Consider the following 16,144-nt stretch of genomic DNA (forward strand, 5'->3'; position numbering starts at 1 on the left):
AGGATTGGGGAACAAAAGAAAAAGAGAGCCACTAACTGTGGCTCTCTTTTCTTTTTGTCTGGAATGAGATATATTCTTTAGTGAGTTAACAGTCAGTTTTAAGGCAACTTGGAGCCATCCGGGCTGCCGAAGCGGCTTTTTCATAAGACAGGGACTAGGCAGCGATGCGTCCCGGGGATGAATGTCCAGCACAAGCTGGCCTGAAAAAATAGCCATTAACCAAAGGTTCGCCGTTATTTTTCAGGAGGATTGTGAAAAGTTAAGCAAAATCTGATCTGGGAATTAACGTTTTAGCCAAGGGGTAACTGTTATTTTCAGGATAGGAGGTTGGACTTGTTGGAAAGGTTGGCAGTCATTCTTGCCGCAGGGCAGGGAAAACGTATGAAATCCAAATTATATAAAGTTCTGCATCCGGTGTGCGGAAAACCGATGGTTGGGCATGTGCTCGACACGGTTCGTGAAATCGGTGTGTCCCGAAGTGTAGTCGTCGTGGGTCATGGAGCAGAGGCGGTACAGTCTTATTTGGGACCGTCGGCAGAATATGCGCTTCAGGCAGAGCAGTTGGGAACGGGCCATGCTGTTAAGCAAGCCAAGGACTTGCTCGGTCAGGAAAAAGGTACAACCATTGTCATTTGTGGGGATACTCCTTTGATCACAGCGGAGACGCTGGAAGGCTTGGTGCAATTGCACGAGAGCCGTGGGGCAGCTGCGACGATTTTGACCGCTGAGTTGGACGACCCGAAAGGATATGGACGAGTTATCCGTGATGCTTCCGGGGCCGTGCTCAAGATCGTGGAACAGAAAGATTGTTCACCTGAGGAAGATGCTGTCCGGGAGATCAATACGGGAACGTACTGCTTTGACAATGCCAAGCTGTTTGCAGCGCTGGACAAGGTAACGAACACCAATGCACAGCAGGAATATTATCTGACAGATGTCATTGGTATTTTGCATGGTGAAGGTGAACAGGTTGAGGCGTATTTGACAGATGATGTGTCTGAATCCATCGGTGTTAACGACAGAGTCGCTTTGTCGGTAGCTGAGGGCTATATGCGTGAGCGCATCGTTCGCAAGCATATGCTAAATGGTGTCACTGTCATTGATCCGTCTTCTACCTATATCGGGAGCGAGGTTGTTATTGGTTCCGATACGGTACTGTACCCGAACACATGGCTGCATGGTCAAACACAAATCGGAGAAGATTGTGTGATTGGTCCGCAGGCTGAGATTCAGAATACGATTATCCATTCAGGCGCAACGGTAAAACATTCGGTGTTGAACGAAGCGGAAGTGGGAAGCAGTACATCTGTGGGGCCGTTTGCTTATCTGCGTCCAGGCGCGAAGCTTGGCGAACATGTGAAAATTGGTGACTTTGTTGAGGTGAAAAATGCGACCATTGGAGATCATTCCAAGGTGTCTCATTTGAGCTATGTCGGTGATGCCAAGGTGGGTACAAATGTAAATATTGGCTGCGGGGCAATAACGGTCAATTATGATGGATATAATAAATCCATTACAGAAATTGAAGACGATGCCTTTATTGGTAGCAACGTGAATCTGATCGCCCCGATTAAGATTGGAAAAGGTGCTTATGTTGTAGCAGGCTCCACTGTAACACATGCTGTCCCTGATAACGATCTGGCTATTGCCAGACCACGTCAAGAGAACAAAGTCGGATATGCGGACAAAATCCGCGCACGTGCCAAAGCGAAGAAGAAAAGATCGGAATGACCTTAATCAGCAAGCTGTTGAATCTGTAATGAATGAACCAGCACGGAGGGTTTCTATTAATGACTTATTGCGATTCCAAACTCAAAATATTTACTTGTAACTCCAATCCGAAGTTAGCCCACCAGATTGCGGACTACATCGGCATCCCAATGGGGGAATCCCATACCACATCGTTTAGTGACGGTGAAATCCAGGTTAAGCTGTCGGAAAGCGTACGCGGCTGCCATGTGTATATTGTGCAGTCAACTTGTCTGCCGGTTAACGACAACTTGATGGAGTTATTGGTTATGATTGATGCACTTAAACGCGCTTCTGCCAAAAGTATCAATGTCGTTATGCCATATTACGGTTACGCTCGTCAGGATCGTAAAGCTCGTTCACGCGATCCGATTACAGCGAAACTTGTCGCTAACTTGATTGAAAAGGCGGGGGCTCACCGCGTAATCAGTATGGATTTGCATGCGATGCAGATTCAGGGATTCTTTGATATTCCAGTGGATCATATGCTGGGAGCACCAATTCTGGCCCAATATTTCCGTTCCAAGCAAATTGAGAACCCGATTGTCGTTTCACCCGATCATGGCGGGGTTGTTCGTGCGCGCAAGCTGGCGGACTTCCTGAGTGCGCCGCTCGCTATTATTGATAAGCGTCGTCCAGAGCCAAATGTCAGTGAAGTGATGAACATCATCGGGAACATTGAGGGTAAAACGGCTATTTTAATTGATGATATCATTGATACAGCCGGAACGATTGTATTAGGTGCAAATGCGCTTAAAGAAGGCGGCGTAAAAGATGTGTATGCGTGTTGTACACATGCCGTATTGTCTGGTCCTGCGATGGAAAGACTGGAGAATTCGCCATTAAAAGAGGTGGTTGTGACGGATACGATCCCGATCGTTCACCCGAATCCGACAAGCAAGCTGAAGGTATTGTCTGTGGCTCCATTAATGGGAGAAGCTATCATCCGTGTGCATGAAGAATTGTCGATCAGCAAACTGTTTGAAATCGAATAAGCGCTGGCTCATTAAAAAGGGGTTGCCTTTTCCATGTGGAAAAGGTAACCCCTATCAGCATGTCAGGCTAAAAGCCTGGACGAGATATGAATGTGAAACGTTGACGATTGTATAGTGTGTCCTCTATTTCGACGAAATGCTCATTAAAACGCGCAACGATGCCAATCTGGATATGTACATTCCCGTCATAAACCTGGACAGGAACGGAATGTTTTAAATGATATAGAAAATGGCTGTCATATAAGAGGATATCACCTTGATTGAGCATACCGGCACGCACCTTCCTATTCATAACAGGATTTTGCAAAATTCGATTCCAGTCGCTCCAAAGTGCAATATATAGACGAACTAGACCATTTCGATCTATATATTGTTCATTGAAAGTCGCTTATTAGATTTTTGCAAAATCCTCAATACAACTATTTTACCAAAAAATCCAGACTGTGAAAGAGGGTGTCAAGGTTATGAAGTGGATTGTAGGATTGGGTAACCCCGGTCCCCAATACGAGAAAACGAGACATAATGTCGGATTTATGGCATTGGATGCTCTTGCCTCGCGTCATAACATCCAGATTAACCAAAGCAAATGCAAGGGGTTGATTGGAGAGGGCCACATTGGTGGCGTGAAAACTGTACTGATTAAGCCAATGACCTATATGAATCTATCAGGCGAGTCTCTACGTGCTTATATGGACTATTATAAGGCCGATATGGAAGATCTGGTTGTCGTGTACGATGACCTGGATACAGAAGTCGGTAAAATAAGATTGCGTTATCAAGGTAGCGCAGGCGGCCATAACGGCATTAAATCGATCATTCAACATACCGGCACGCAGTCCTTCAATCGGATTCGCATGGGCATTTCCCGCCCGGAGCCTGGACATGCTATTGTCGATTATGTTCTAGGTACCTTTCCAAAGAAGGAAAAAGAATTGCTGGCCGGAATGATCGAGGACACGTGCAACGCCTTAGAATACAGCTTGAGTCATCCGTTTGAACGGACGATGGCTGAATTCAACAAGTAAGTTTAGACGTAGGCAGACGGGCTTAAATGGAAGATTGTTGGACATACTGAAAGGTATAGAAAACTTTCAGGAGGCATATACATTACATGGTTGTTAATTATGTATGCAGACATTGTCGAACTTTCTTGGGACGAATTGATTCCGCGGCAATAACCGAAGAAAGGTTAGGCTTCCATTCCTTGACCCCTGCCGAACGTAGAGATATAATAGCGTATAATTCGGGCGGTGAAGTGACCGTCAAAGTCATTTGCGAGCATTGCAGTCAGGCACTGGAGAATAATCCAGAGCTGAGTCTGCTCGTTAATCCGCTCCAATAACAGGTATTCAACTGGTCCGATGTACCAGCTTGAGAGGTGAAGCGGCAATTCCGCTTATGGAGCCTTGGCAGCATTGCTGAGGCTTCTTTTTCGGTTTACATGTAACTATTTATAAGCATAAAGGGGTGCCTTTTTTGTTACAAGCACTTATTCAGGCTTTTACGAAGGATGCTGATTATGCATCCATTGCAGCAGGCATATCATCAGGGATGAAGGAACAACTGATATCAGGTTTATCAGGCTCTTCCCGACAGGTACTGATGGCCGCGCTTGCCGAAGATACCGGACGACCGTTAATGGTCATGACGCACAATATGTTTGCCGCTCAAAAAATAGCAGATGACTTACAGGAAGCGCTTTCCCCTGATCAGGTTTTATTGTATCCTGCCAATGAGCTGGTAGCTGCTGAAGCAGCCATATCCAGTCCAGAGACCTTATCCCAACGAATTGATGTATTGATACGCTGCGCCCAGGGTTTTCGTGGGATTGTTGTCGTGCCGTTTTCTGGTGTTCGACGTTTATTGCCAATGGCGGAAACATGGCGTGAGGCTCGTATTGAGCTGAAAGAAGGCGAAACAATTCAGCTGGAAGCGTTTTTGCTACATATGGTCGAGATGGGATACCAGCGTGTAGAGCGTGTGGAATCACGTGGAGAGATGAGCGTACGTGGAGGAATTATTGATTTTTATCCAATGACAACCCGTTGGGGCTATCGTGTGGAGCTGTTTGACGATGAAATTGATTCGATCCGTAAGTTTGATCCGCAAGATCAGCGCTCGGTGGAAAAGGTTCAGGCCGTTACTGTAACGCCGTGTAAGGAAGTTATTGCGAATAACCAGCGTATGGATCAGGCGGCAGATGCCGCTGCTATTTTGTTGGAGGAGCAGCTGGGCAAAATGACGGATCGTCAAGCTAAGCAGCATCTGAAAGAAGAGATCCATCGTGAAATTGAGTTGCTGCGAGAGCATGTGTATTTTGACGAAATCTATAAATATATCTCCCTGCTGTATCCTGAACGTAAAACCCTGGCAGATTATATGCCGGAAGATACGATTCTGATTATTGACGAACCGGCGCGTATGCTGGAAACAGCCAAGCAACTGGAACGGGATGAGTCAGAATGGAATCTGCATTTGCTTCAAAACGGTAAAACGTTACCGCAGCTAGAACTGTCAGACGACGCGGACAATCTGCTGTACAACCGGAGATTTCAGACGTTGTTCCTGTCGATTTTCCTCCGTCAGGTTCCTCATACCCAGCCGCAAAATATTTTGAACTTCATCTGCCGAGGCATGCAGGATTTCCATGGCCAAATGAATGTGCTCAAGGCGGAGATGGATCGTTGGCGCAAAGCTGGCACACAGGTTATGATGCTGGCGAGTGGAGATGAACGTCTGGACCGGATGCGCCGAGTGCTTGAGGATTATGGTATTGATGAGCCGACGATGGCTATCGGCAATCTGCAAAGCGGTTTTGAAATGCCATCTATTCACCTGGCGGTCATTACCGAGGGTGAAATGTTTTCTCAGAAGCAGCGGAAAGCTCGTAAGCAGGGCCGCCATGTGGACAATGCAGAACGAATTAAGAGCTATAGCGAGCTGAAGGTGGGCGACTACGTCGTACACCAAAATCACGGGATCGGGAAGTACATGGGGATCGGCACGCTGGAGGTTGGCGGTATCCATAAGGATTACATGCATGTCCTCTACGCGGGTGGAGATAAGCTGTCAGTGCCGATTGAACAAATTGATCTGATTCAGAAATATGTTGGCTCAGAGGACAAGGAACCCAAGATTTATAAACTGGGTGGCAATGAGTGGACACGGGTTAAAAGTAAGGTGCGCAGCTCGGTTCAGGATATTGCGGATGACTTGATCAAGCTATATGCAGAACGACAGTCGGCACCAGGGTTTGCTTTTGAAAAGGATTCACCGGAGCAACAAGAGTTTGAGGATATGTTCCCGTATGATGAGACACGTGACCAGATTCGGGCCATCGAAGAGATTAAGAAGGACATGGAGCAGAGCCGCCCGATGGATCGTTTGCTATGCGGTGATGTAGGTTACGGCAAAACTGAAGTTGCGATTCGTGCTGCTTTTAAGTCTGCTATTGAAGGCAAACAAGTAGCGGTGCTGGTACCGACGACGATTTTGGCACAGCAACACTATGAGACGTTCCGTGAACGTTTTTCAGGGTATCCGTTCAATATTCAGGTATTGAGCCGTTTCCGCTCGCGCAAAGAGCAGAATGAAACGATTAAAGGGGTCCGGCAAGGCACGGTCGATATTGTCATTGGTACCCATCGTCTGTTGTCGCAGGATCTGGTATTTAAGGACCTGGGAATGCTGATTGTCGATGAAGAACAGCGATTTGGCGTAACCCACAAGGAAAAGCTGAAGAAGCTGAAAACGAACGTAGATGTGCTGACGTTAACGGCAACACCTATTCCGCGTACGTTGCATATGTCCATGCTGGGTGTACGTGACTTGTCAGTCATTGAGACGCCACCGGAAAACCGTTTTCCAGTGCAAACGTATGTGGTTGAGCATAGCCAGACTCTAGTCCGTGAGGCCATTGAACGCGAGATGGCACGCGGAGGGCAGGTGTACTATCTGTATAATCGTGTGCAGGGCATTCAGGAGATGGCTGCAGAGATCAATGCGCTCGTACCGGAGGCCAAGGTGGGCGTGGGTCACGGACAAATGTCCGAAACCGAACTGGAGAAAACTATTTTGGATTTCCTGGATGGCGAATATGATGTGCTGGTCAGCACCAGCATTATTGAAACCGGCGTGGATATTCCCAATGTGAATACACTCATTGTGCATGATGCCGATAAAATGGGGCTATCCCAGCTTTATCAGCTGCGTGGGCGTGTAGGTCGTTCCAATCGGATTGCCTATGCTTATTTCACGTACCAGCGGGATAAGGTGCTCACGGAAGTGGCGGAGAAGCGCCTTCAGTCGATTAAAGAATTTACGGAGCTGGGCTCCGGCTTCAAGATTGCAATGCGCGATTTGTCCATCCGCGGCGCGGGTAACTTGCTTGGCGCTGAGCAGCATGGATTCATCGCATCCGTCGGCTTTGATCTTTACTCGCAGATGCTGGCTGAGGAAATTAATAAACGTAAAGTCAGCGTACTTGGAGAAGAGGATCAGTCCAATCGGAATTGGAGTACGTCGATTGATTTAGGCGTCGATGCTTACCTGCCGGGTGACTATATTTATGACAGCATCCAGAAAATTGAGATTTATAAAAAGGTTGCAGCGGTCAGTACCTTTGACGAGGCTTCTGAACTGGAGGATGAACTGGTCGACCGATTTGGCGATCTGCCAGAGGCTGTGCGTCATTTGCTAGCCGTGGCTCGCCTCAAGGTATATGGACGCATGTATGGCATCGAGTCCATAGTGCAACGGGATGACAATATCGTGTTGAAATTCCATGAAGGGCGTCAGCAGGCGGTACAGACCGCCAAACTTGCCGAGATTGGCAATCGCTTTGAAAGACGTGTACAATTTGAACAGGGCACATCTATGAGCGCACGCATAAAGGGCAAAGGTCTAAATGATCCACAGTTGCTAGAACTGCTGGAACAATTTTTGAGTGCATTGAAAGAAGCATTCACATTGAAGGAGGAACTGCAAAATGCCACAACTAAATAAAAGAAAACCTTGGAGAATGCTCTCCTTGGGAATGGCAGCGCTGCTAGCTATATCGGTTCTGGCAGCATGTACGAAGCAACCGGATGAGAACAAGGTCAAGGATGAACCGAAGGACAACAGCAAGGTTGTCGTGACCTATAAGGGTGGAACGATTACCGAAAATGAGTTCAACCAAGAAATCAGTATGATGAAATTCCTGTACCCAGAGTATGAGGCTGCGTTAGCTTCGGATCAGGTACGAGAGCAAATTGTAAAGCAGGAAGTGGTGTACAAGCTTCTGGCGGCTAAAGCGGACGACAAAGCCAAGGAGCAGGGTGCCAAAGAAGGGAACGAACAACTGGAGCAGTATAAAAAGTCAGTCGGAGAAGATAAGTTCAAGACATTTCTGAGTGATAAGAAACTGACTGAACAAGGTGTGAAAGATTACTTCACGCGTGTAATGACGGTAATCAACAGCGAAACTAACAAAGTAACAGATGATCAGCTAAAACAGGAATTTGAGAAAAATAAAGATCAATTCACGACAGCAACCGTGCGTCATGTATTGATTAACTTCCAAGATCCTAAAACAAAGAAACAGCGCAAAAAAGAGGATGCCCTCAAGCTGGCGAAAGAAGTGAAGGCGAAGCTGGACGGAGGAGCGGATTTTGCGACGATTGCCAAGAAATATTCAGAAGACCCAGGTTCTGCGTCTAACGGAGGTCTGTATGAGAATGCATCCGTAGCGCAATGGGTACCTGCCTTTAAAGAGGCCGCTGAGACCCAACCGATTAACAAAATCGGTGAGCCGGTGGAAACGGAATACGGATATCACGTGATCAAAGTGGAGTCCCGCAATGAGCCAACGTTTGATAAATTGAAAGACAACGAAAAGGCTGCCCTGAAAAATAAATTGGCCGGGGAAAGTATCCAAAACTTTACCGAAAATGATTTGACGAAACTTGATTTGAAAATCAATCTGCCGAAGGTACCAGCTACGCAAGAGAAAAGCGGTGCAACTTCTGGTGCCGGTAGCACAACTACACCGGGCGCAACAACAAACGGTACGGGCGATGCCAAGGCAGGAACAGCCAAAGATGGAGCTACAAACGAAGGTAAATAACTGAACATGCATAAGGAATTGGGAACAGATGAATACTATGGTCAGATATCACCATAAACACCATGACCGTGACGTTCTTCGTGACCGCTTCTGGGGGAGTGGAAGCGTCTTTCGATACCGTCAGTAGTTTACTAAATTCTTCTTGAGAAAGTGGGGCAACATGTGAAATGAAAGCTACTGGTATAGTTCGCCGTATTGATGACCTTGGGCGGGTAGTTATTCCAAAGGAAATTCGCCGCACCTTGAGAATTCGTGAAGGAGATCCGCTTGAGATTTTTGTGGATCGTGACGGAGAAGTCATTTTGAAAAAGTATTCACCTATTGGTGAACTTGGTGATTTCGCCAAAGAATATGCTGAGTCCCTGTTTGAAAGCACGGGCCATATTACAATGATTACCGATCGGGACACCATTATTACGGTGGCTGGAGGCTCTAAAAAAGAGTTTCTGGACAAGCCAATCGGTAGCATTATCGAAGGTAGTATGGATAATCGCAAAACTGTGCTGGAGACAGCCAGCGGCTCTTATGAGCTAACGCGAGACCACGAAGAAACACTCTCGTCCTTTGTGGCGGCTCCCATTGTTTCCGGTGGTGATCCCATTGGTTCCGTTGTATTGTTGAACAAGGACGAAAATGTAAAAATGTCCGAAATGGAGGTCAAAATGGCTGAAACAGCCGCTGGCTTCCTGGGCAAACAAATGGAACAGTAACATCCCGTTTCACCCCTGTATGACGTACAGAATGGCGAAAGCCGTCCTACGTTGCACAGGGTTTTTTTTCTTTCCGTGAGAAGAGGCGGTATAATAGGACTCGGGTAAGATGCATATTTCAGGTGGGAGTGGAGACGGAGAATGCAGGAAAATCGCGCCGCTTCGCGGCTGCTACGAGGTGCTGTCATTTTGACACTGGCAGCGGTAGCGAGCAAGCTGATCGGCACAGTGCAAAAAATCCCGCTGCAGAATATCGGCGGCGACGGCGTGTTTGGCATTTATAATACGGTTTATCCTTTTTATACGCTGTTCATTACCATTGCAGCTGCTGGATTTCCGGCTGCAATATCCAAATTTGTAGCTGAGTTTGAGGCAGTGGGAAACCGAGCAGCGGGGCAACGTGTTGCTCGGTTATCTTCGCTTGTCTTGGGTGTCTTCGGATTAATCCTGGGCGTGCTGATGTATACGTGTGCGCCGCTCATTGGTCAATGGATCGACAATGCTCACGTCATTCCGTCGGTGAGGGCGGCGGCGTTTGCCTTTTTGTTCGTGCCGGTTATGGCGGGACTGAGAGGATATTTTCAAGGTTTGCAAAATATGCTTCCGACTGCTGTTTCCCAAGTGACGGAGCAGGCGATAAGGGTAAGCGTGATGATTATACTGTTGCTGCTCATGCTGTCACAAGGAGCGGGAGCAGATATGATTGCTGCCGGAGCCGTGTTTGGTTCAGCAGCAGGTGGAGCAGCGGGCTTGGTCGTCATGTTGCTATATTGGCGAAATCACAGGAAGAGGCTTAGAAGGCAAGGGACGGTCATGGCGACAGTGCAAGCACAAGCTGGAGAGCTACACCCAGCGGAAAGCAATGGTGCCTTGTTAAAGGCGATACTGCGTTATGCCCTGCCTGTTTGCCTTGGAGCGCTAGCCGTTCCGTTAATTAGCCTGGTAGACACATTTACTGTACCTCGCTTGTTAAAGCAGGAGGGATTGGACGATACTGCGGTTATGGTGGCCTTTGGCGTGTATAACCGAGGTCTGCCGCTGGTACAGCTAGTCATGATGTTTGCCACCACCCTGTCGGCATTATTCATTCCATCGCTGGCTGAGGCCCGGGTAACCGGCGGTACGGAACTGGCACGTCGCCAGTGCGAGCAATCGCTACGCTGGTTTTGGCTACTGGGACTGGCCGCTGCGACAGGCTTGATCGTGCTGGCTGTGCCCGTCAATGTGATGCTGTATGCGGACGACACCGGCAGCGGGGTCATGCGCTGGATGGCGCTAACCGCCGTAGGCGGCACGCTCAGCATTATCTCGGCTGCGCTGCTGCAAGGGCTTGGCGCAGTTCGCGCGCCGGCTCTGGCGATGCTCGCGGCCGCAGCAGCCAAGGCGCTGCTAAACTGGCTGCTCGTGCCGCAGCTAGGCACGGCTGGAGCCGCCATTGCGGGGGCTGTCGCCTATCTGCTGGCGGCAGTGATCAACATCGTGCTGCTGGCTCGCTTGGTAGGCCTGCGCGCGAGCTGGTCCGCCAGCGTGCTCAAGCCGGCGGCGCTGCTTATCGCCCTGGCTGGTGCGGCCGGGGCAGCGATGTGGGGCACCAGCGCTGTGCTGGGTGTCTTGGGGTGGGCTGCCGAAGGTCGTGCCACGGCAGCCGTGGAGAGCCTGCTGGGTGTAGCCGCAGGCGCCGCAGTGTTCGTGATCGGCCTCGCACGCTTGAGGCTGATCACGGAAGCCGAGCTTGTGGCGGTGCCCAAGCTCGGACGCCCGCTGGCAGCCGTGCTGCGCAGGCTACGTGTACTGGCTTAGCCAGGCATACGGCTTACGGCGTGAATCGGGACAACCATTTTATGAGCCTATACCACTTTGTGGTATAGTAATGCCAAAGCAAAGGAAGCGGAAGCGGGGTTAGGCCGTGTATTTTTTCGAGCATGAGCCTTGTTTCTGCGAAACGGAGGATGGGATATGAGCGTAACATTAACGGTCGTAGGTTTGGGCTCGGGGGATCCGGATCAGCTTACGATAGGGATATTGAACAAAATGCGGGGCGCTTCAGCGCTGTATCTGCGGACCAAGGAGCATCCTGCGGTTCAAGTGCTAAATGAGTTTGAAGTGGCTTTTGAGTCGTTTGACGAGGTATATGAGACAAAGGAGTCTTTCCCAGAGGTATACGAGGAAATTACCAGCCAATTGATTACGACGGCTGCTAAGGCGGCAGACGGAAGCGAAATCGTCTATGCGGTTCCCGGCCACCCTATGGTGGCAGAAGCAGCGGTGCAGTTGCTTAAGGAGCGTTGTCCTGCGCAAGGGATTGAACTGAATATTCTGGGCGGCGAAAGTTTCCTGGATGAAGCTTTTGTGCGTCTTGGTTTTGATCCGATTGAGGGTTTTCAGTTGTTGGACGCAGGTACACTGGATGCCAGCTGGCTCCAGCCTCAGCTGCATACACTGATCGGACAGGTGTATGACACCTTTACGGCTTCTGATGTGAAGCTGTGCCTGATGGAGCGGTATCCTGACGATTATGAGGTATATGTCGGTCACGCCCTTGGGGTAGAAGGGGAGGAAACGGTGCACAAGGTACCGCTGTACGAGCTGGATCGAGTAGAGGGCTACGGGAACCTATCCTTGGTATACATACCTCGCAGTGAAGATGAAGCGCTGAAACGGCGTTCTTTTGACCGTCTACACGAGATTGTCGATATTTTGCGCAGCCCGGAAGGCTGTCCTTGGGATCGTGAACAGACACATCAGTCGATTCGCAAAAATCTGATCGAAGAAACGTATGAAGTCATCGAAACGATAGATGAGGACGACCCTGAGCATATGAAGGAAGAGCTGGGCGATCTGTTGTTGCAAATTTTGCTGCATGCCCAAATGGAAGAGGAAGTCGGAACCTTCAATGTGTATGATGTTATCCAGGGGCTGAATGATAAGCTTATTTTCCGTCATCCACATGTATTTGGTGACAATCAAGCGAATGATGCGGAAGAAGCGCTGCAAAACTGGGAGCAGATGAAGGCTGAGGAAAAACGGCTTAAAGGCACGACGGCGGCATACCCTTCTGTACTGGACGGGGTTCCCCGAGATCTGCCTGCTCTTATGAAATCGTACAAGCTCCAGAAGAAAGCAGCTAAAGTGGGCTTTAACTGGGATAGCATTGAGGGCGTATTCGATAAATTGGACGAAGAAGTGGCTGAGCTGAAGGAAGCGGTTCGTGAAGGGCATGCTGCGGAAGCCCAGTTGCTGGAGTTAGGCGATGTGCTATTTGTTGCCGTGAATGCAGCCCGGTTTATGGGAGTAGACCCGGAAGAGGCATTGTCGGCTACCAATCGCAAATTTGTCGACCGTTTCCAGTATATTGAGCAGAAATTACGCGAGCAGGGGCGTCGTCCCGAAGAAAGCAGCGTAGATGAAATGGAGACTTACTGGCAGGAAGCGAAAAAGCTCCTTGGTAAAGCGTGATTCCACATATTCGCTTTTGGCTGCACAGAACAGTAAAATGAGACATATGCAGGGTTGAAAGAAGGCCCAGTTTGAGAGGACTTGCCAATGGGCAGAGTTTTGTAGTAGGATGTTGGCTTAACTGGGGTCGAATAAAAAAACGCCTGTCATTGCAGGATTTTTACGGACAAGCCAGAATAACTTGTAGTAATTCTGAAAATAACTGTAGCTTATAGTTAAGCGTGTTACAGTGACATTCAGAAGGGCTTCGGCCACAGTTGGACCTCACGTCTGCTCCATCAATGGACATGCAGCGTGATGATTATTTTTTGACATTTGGGAGGCTTTTATCTTATGAACAAGACAGATCTGATCAACAATATTTCCAGCAAAAGCGGTTTGAGCAAACGTGACGTTGAAGCTGTATTGAATGGCGTTCTTGGTGAAATTACAGATGCACTCGCTAGCGGTGACAAAGTGCAACTGATCGGCTTTGGTACTTTCGAAACACGCAAGCGTTCCAGCCGTACAGGCCGCAATCCACAAACCGGTAACACGATTGAAATTCCAGAATCGACCGTTCCTGCTTTTAAAGCCGGTAATAAGCTTAAAGAAGCCGTTAACTAATGCGTCTTGATAAATTCTTGAAAGTCTCGCGGCTGATTAAGCGGCGTACGGTAGCCAAGGACGTCTCCGAACAAGGGAGAGTGCTGGTGAACGGACGCGAAGCCAAGCCGAGCAGTGCGGTCAAAGTAGGCGATGAAATTACCGTCCAGTTTGGCCAGAAGCTGGTGACCGTGCGAGTGGAACGGCTCGCCGACACTACACGCAAGGACGAGGCTGCAAGTATGTACACGTTGGTAAAGGAAGAGCCTATTGCCAGGGACAATGGTTTAAACTGGTAAGCAGACATCTGATTTTCTCACAACTGTACATGAAAGCATTCCTTCATTATTTTATGAAGGAGTGCTTTTTTTCTTTAGATGACGAGTTTTCGTCCACCATATGCTGATTAACAGCAAAAGCGGTTCTAAATCATACGGCCCCCTTCATAAGCTAAGAACAGAAGGAGGGGTACATGCCATGATTGAACAAGGGAAGTCAAAGCACCATGATCTGCGCATGCAAAGCCGCAAGCAACTCGATATTTCAGGCGTCAGCAATGTGGAGAGCTTTGACAGTGAAGAATTTTTGCTTCAGACCGAGCTGGGCCATCTCACCATTCGCGGACAACATTTACATATCAAAAACCTCAGCCTAGAAGAGGGACTGTTGTCCATTGAAGGTCTGATTACTTCCCTCGTCTACCTGGAGCCCGGGGCCCCGGCTAAAAACGGAAAAAGCCTATTCGGCAAGATCTTCAAATGAACCCTTACACGCAATGGCTGACGTTAACGTGGATGCTGGTGTCGGGCATAGCCATGGGAGTGGTGTTTGACAGCTACCGGGTGCTGTCCATCCGCTTTCATTTTGCCCGCTGGAGCGTTCATATATTGGACGTGCTGTACTGGGTGGCCTCGGCTTTGTTTATTTTCCGTGTGCTATACGCGAGTAATCGCGGTGAGCTGCGGTTTTATGTCTTTTTAGGACTACTTTTGGGGGTTTGGCTCTATTTTTGGGCCTTTAGTGTTACAACCCAACGTTTTGTGGTAATGTTATTAGAGATAGTTCGCAGACTGACGTTGATCGTGAACAGCATACTGCGCATCCTGATTGTTCTTCCGGTGTTAGCGCTGTATCGGCTGTTACGCAAGCTAGTCGGATGGACATGGGCACTTATTGTGTTCCTGGGAAGGATGCTGATATACATCCTGATGCCGGTTTGGAAGCCGATCCTATGGCTGATCGGTCCACTTAAAGCGCGCTGGAGGACTCCAGAGTCGCTCGTAAAGCTGGGTATCAGACTGAAAAACACAGCGAAAAGATGGTTTGGAAGGAGGTAGTATCATGCGTAATTCGTCTGTAGATCGCCATTCATCTTCTACGTCCAAGTCCAACGCGGGCGGGCGCAGGCGAATCATGATTTGGTTGCTATCGCTTGCCGCCTTTGGTAGTTGGGCAATTTTTACCTTTTTTTCTCAAGGCATGATTATGGCCGATCGAAATGAACAGCTCATCCAGAAGGAAAAGCAGAAGCAAGCTGCTACACAAACGGAACAACAGCTTCAAACCGAAGTGAATCGTCTCAAGGACCCTGAGTACATTGGCGAGATTGCCAGAAGTAAGTACGGTCTTTACAAACCGGAAGAGACGCCAATCATCGGAGATCAGAAATAGGAACATTATCGGGCCAATGCTTAGTTGACCTTGGTTCCGCCATTTTGTATAATCAAATCACCACAGCGGGATTTTTTTGCAAAAAAATCGGTTGTATATTTTAAGGGAGGATCATTTTATTCTATGGCAATTGAAGTGGGCACCAAGTTAGAGGGCAAAGTGACAGGCATCACGCATTTTGGAGCATTTGTGGATTTGTCTGGAGGTGTCACGGGTCTCGTTCACATCTCGGAAATCGCCGATAACTATGTTAAGGATGTTAACGACCACCTGAAGATTAATGATGTCGTGACGGTGAAAGTCATTAATGTTGACAAAGATGGCAAAATCGGACTTTCCATTAAGCAAACGATTGACAAGCCGGCAAGTGAAGCCCGTCCCCCAAGAGCTCCAAGACCGGAGCGTACGGGAGGACCAGGCGGAGGCGACCGTTTCGGCGGTGGAGGTTCAGGTCCAAGTCAAGGACGCGGTGGTGGTGGCGGTGGTTTCAACCGCGATCGTGGAGGCCGTTCTTTCAAGCCTGCACCGGGTAAACCTTCATTTGAGGATAAAATGTCACGCTTCCTGAAAGATAGTGAGGAACGCATTTCGTCGCTGAAAAAGAACACCGAAGGTAAACGCGGAGGACGCGGCGCGAAGCGTGTTTAATTCACTTTGACAACCGTATCAACCATACACGGAAAACCGTACAGTCGAAAGACTGCTACGGTTTTTTTGCGTTCTACCGACAATAGATGCGACATGCAATGGGTGTGGACGATAAATCCGGTTATCGTTATACATGCATTTTATGAGATTCGCAATTTTGATGAAGACGAGGAAAGCATTCGTGCTGGAAAGCGAATGTTTTTTTTGTCGTGAGGACATAATCG

Annotated in this window: 16 protein-coding genes; 15 read left to right on the forward strand and 1 reads right to left on the reverse strand. The window is 48.6% G+C overall.

Annotated features, from left to right (window positions below; genetic code table 11):
- Window positions 1-333 precede the first annotated feature (333 nt).
- Both glmU and NSS94_RS00190 read left to right on the forward strand, forming a co-directional pair.
- On the forward strand, window positions 334-1,731 hold the full coding sequence (gene glmU, locus NSS94_RS00185) for a bifunctional UDP-N-acetylglucosamine diphosphorylase/glucosamine-1-phosphate N-acetyltransferase GlmU (protein ID WP_165150744.1): 1,398 nt from the start codon (window positions 334-336) through the stop codon (window positions 1,729-1,731).
- 59 nt (window positions 1,732-1,790) lie between these two features.
- Window positions 1,791-2,744 carry a ribose-phosphate diphosphokinase gene (locus NSS94_RS00190; RefSeq protein WP_013308125.1) on the forward strand — a complete coding sequence of 318 codons (954 nt, stop codon included), beginning with the start codon at window positions 1,791-1,793 and terminating at the stop codon, window positions 2,742-2,744.
- Window positions 2,745-2,811: 67 nt separating this feature from the next.
- Here the strand turns inward: NSS94_RS00190 and NSS94_RS00195 are convergent, their stop codons facing one another.
- Window positions 2,812-3,012: a hypothetical protein gene (locus tag NSS94_RS00195; RefSeq protein WP_029519375.1), complete on the reverse strand. Its 201-nt coding sequence runs from the start codon at window positions 3,010-3,012 to the stop codon at window positions 2,812-2,814.
- 196 nt (window positions 3,013-3,208) lie between these two features.
- Here NSS94_RS00195 and pth point away from each other — a divergent pair, with 196 nt between their 5' ends.
- From pth to NSS94_RS00260, 13 genes are all read left to right on the forward strand, one after another.
- A complete protein-coding gene (gene pth / locus NSS94_RS00200) occupies window positions 3,209-3,769 on the forward strand; it encodes an aminoacyl-tRNA hydrolase (protein WP_341038269.1) in 561 nt (186 codons plus the stop codon).
- An 86-nt stretch (window positions 3,770-3,855) separates the two neighbouring features.
- A complete protein-coding gene (locus NSS94_RS00205; protein WP_007428020.1) occupies window positions 3,856-4,086 on the forward strand; it encodes an anti-sigma-F factor Fin family protein in 231 nt (76 codons plus the stop codon).
- A gap of 134 nt (window positions 4,087-4,220) precedes the next feature.
- The gene (gene mfd / locus NSS94_RS00210) at window positions 4,221-7,748 is read left to right on the forward strand and encodes a transcription-repair coupling factor (RefSeq protein ID WP_029519373.1); all 3,528 of its coding nucleotides are present in this window, start codon (window positions 4,221-4,223) and stop codon (window positions 7,746-7,748) included.
- Window positions 7,732-8,850: a peptidylprolyl isomerase gene (locus NSS94_RS00215; RefSeq protein WP_209950314.1), complete on the forward strand. Its 1,119-nt coding sequence runs from the start codon at window positions 7,732-7,734 to the stop codon at window positions 8,848-8,850. Before mfd ends, NSS94_RS00215 begins: the two co-directional genes overlap by 17 nt.
- Before the next feature lie 167 nt (window positions 8,851-9,017).
- A complete protein-coding gene (gene spoVT / locus NSS94_RS00220) occupies window positions 9,018-9,560 on the forward strand; it encodes a stage V sporulation protein T (RefSeq protein WP_029519371.1) in 543 nt (180 codons plus the stop codon).
- 141 nt (window positions 9,561-9,701) lie between these two features.
- On the forward strand, window positions 9,702-11,360 hold the full coding sequence (locus NSS94_RS00225; RefSeq protein ID WP_341038270.1) for a putative polysaccharide biosynthesis protein: 1,659 nt from the start codon (window positions 9,702-9,704) through the stop codon (window positions 11,358-11,360).
- Between the two features lie 156 nt (window positions 11,361-11,516).
- The gene (gene mazG / locus NSS94_RS00230) at window positions 11,517-13,016 is read left to right on the forward strand and encodes a nucleoside triphosphate pyrophosphohydrolase (RefSeq protein WP_340931145.1); all 1,500 of its coding nucleotides are present in this window, start codon (window positions 11,517-11,519) and stop codon (window positions 13,014-13,016) included.
- 333 nt (window positions 13,017-13,349) lie between these two features.
- On the forward strand, window positions 13,350-13,622 hold the full coding sequence (locus NSS94_RS00235) for an HU family DNA-binding protein (protein ID WP_007428028.1): 273 nt from the start codon (window positions 13,350-13,352) through the stop codon (window positions 13,620-13,622).
- Complete coding sequence (locus NSS94_RS00240) at window positions 13,622-13,900, forward strand: RNA-binding S4 domain-containing protein (RefSeq protein WP_016818913.1); 279 nt, start codon at window positions 13,622-13,624, stop codon at window positions 13,898-13,900. Before NSS94_RS00235 ends, NSS94_RS00240 begins: the two co-directional genes overlap by 1 nt.
- A gap of 178 nt (window positions 13,901-14,078) precedes the next feature.
- Window positions 14,079-14,363: a sporulation protein YabP gene (gene yabP, locus NSS94_RS00245; RefSeq protein WP_025721693.1), complete on the forward strand. Its 285-nt coding sequence runs from the start codon at window positions 14,079-14,081 to the stop codon at window positions 14,361-14,363.
- Window positions 14,360-14,938, forward strand: a complete 579-nt coding sequence (gene yabQ, locus NSS94_RS00250; RefSeq protein ID WP_029514620.1) for a spore cortex biosynthesis protein YabQ — start codon at window positions 14,360-14,362, stop codon at window positions 14,936-14,938. Before yabP ends, yabQ begins: the two co-directional genes overlap by 4 nt.
- A 4-nt stretch (window positions 14,939-14,942) precedes the next feature.
- On the forward strand, window positions 14,943-15,272 hold the full coding sequence (locus tag NSS94_RS00255; RefSeq protein ID WP_029514621.1) for an FtsB family cell division protein: 330 nt from the start codon (window positions 14,943-14,945) through the stop codon (window positions 15,270-15,272).
- A 123-nt stretch (window positions 15,273-15,395) separates the two neighbouring features.
- The gene (locus NSS94_RS00260) at window positions 15,396-15,920 is read left to right on the forward strand and encodes a S1 domain-containing RNA-binding protein (protein WP_014279051.1); all 525 of its coding nucleotides are present in this window, start codon (window positions 15,396-15,398) and stop codon (window positions 15,918-15,920) included.
- Window positions 15,921-16,144 lie beyond the last annotated feature (224 nt).

This window comes from Paenibacillus sp. FSL L8-0644 (assembly GCF_038008165.1).
GTDB classification, from domain to species: domain Bacteria; phylum Bacillota; class Bacilli; order Paenibacillales; family Paenibacillaceae; genus Paenibacillus; species Paenibacillus polymyxa_D.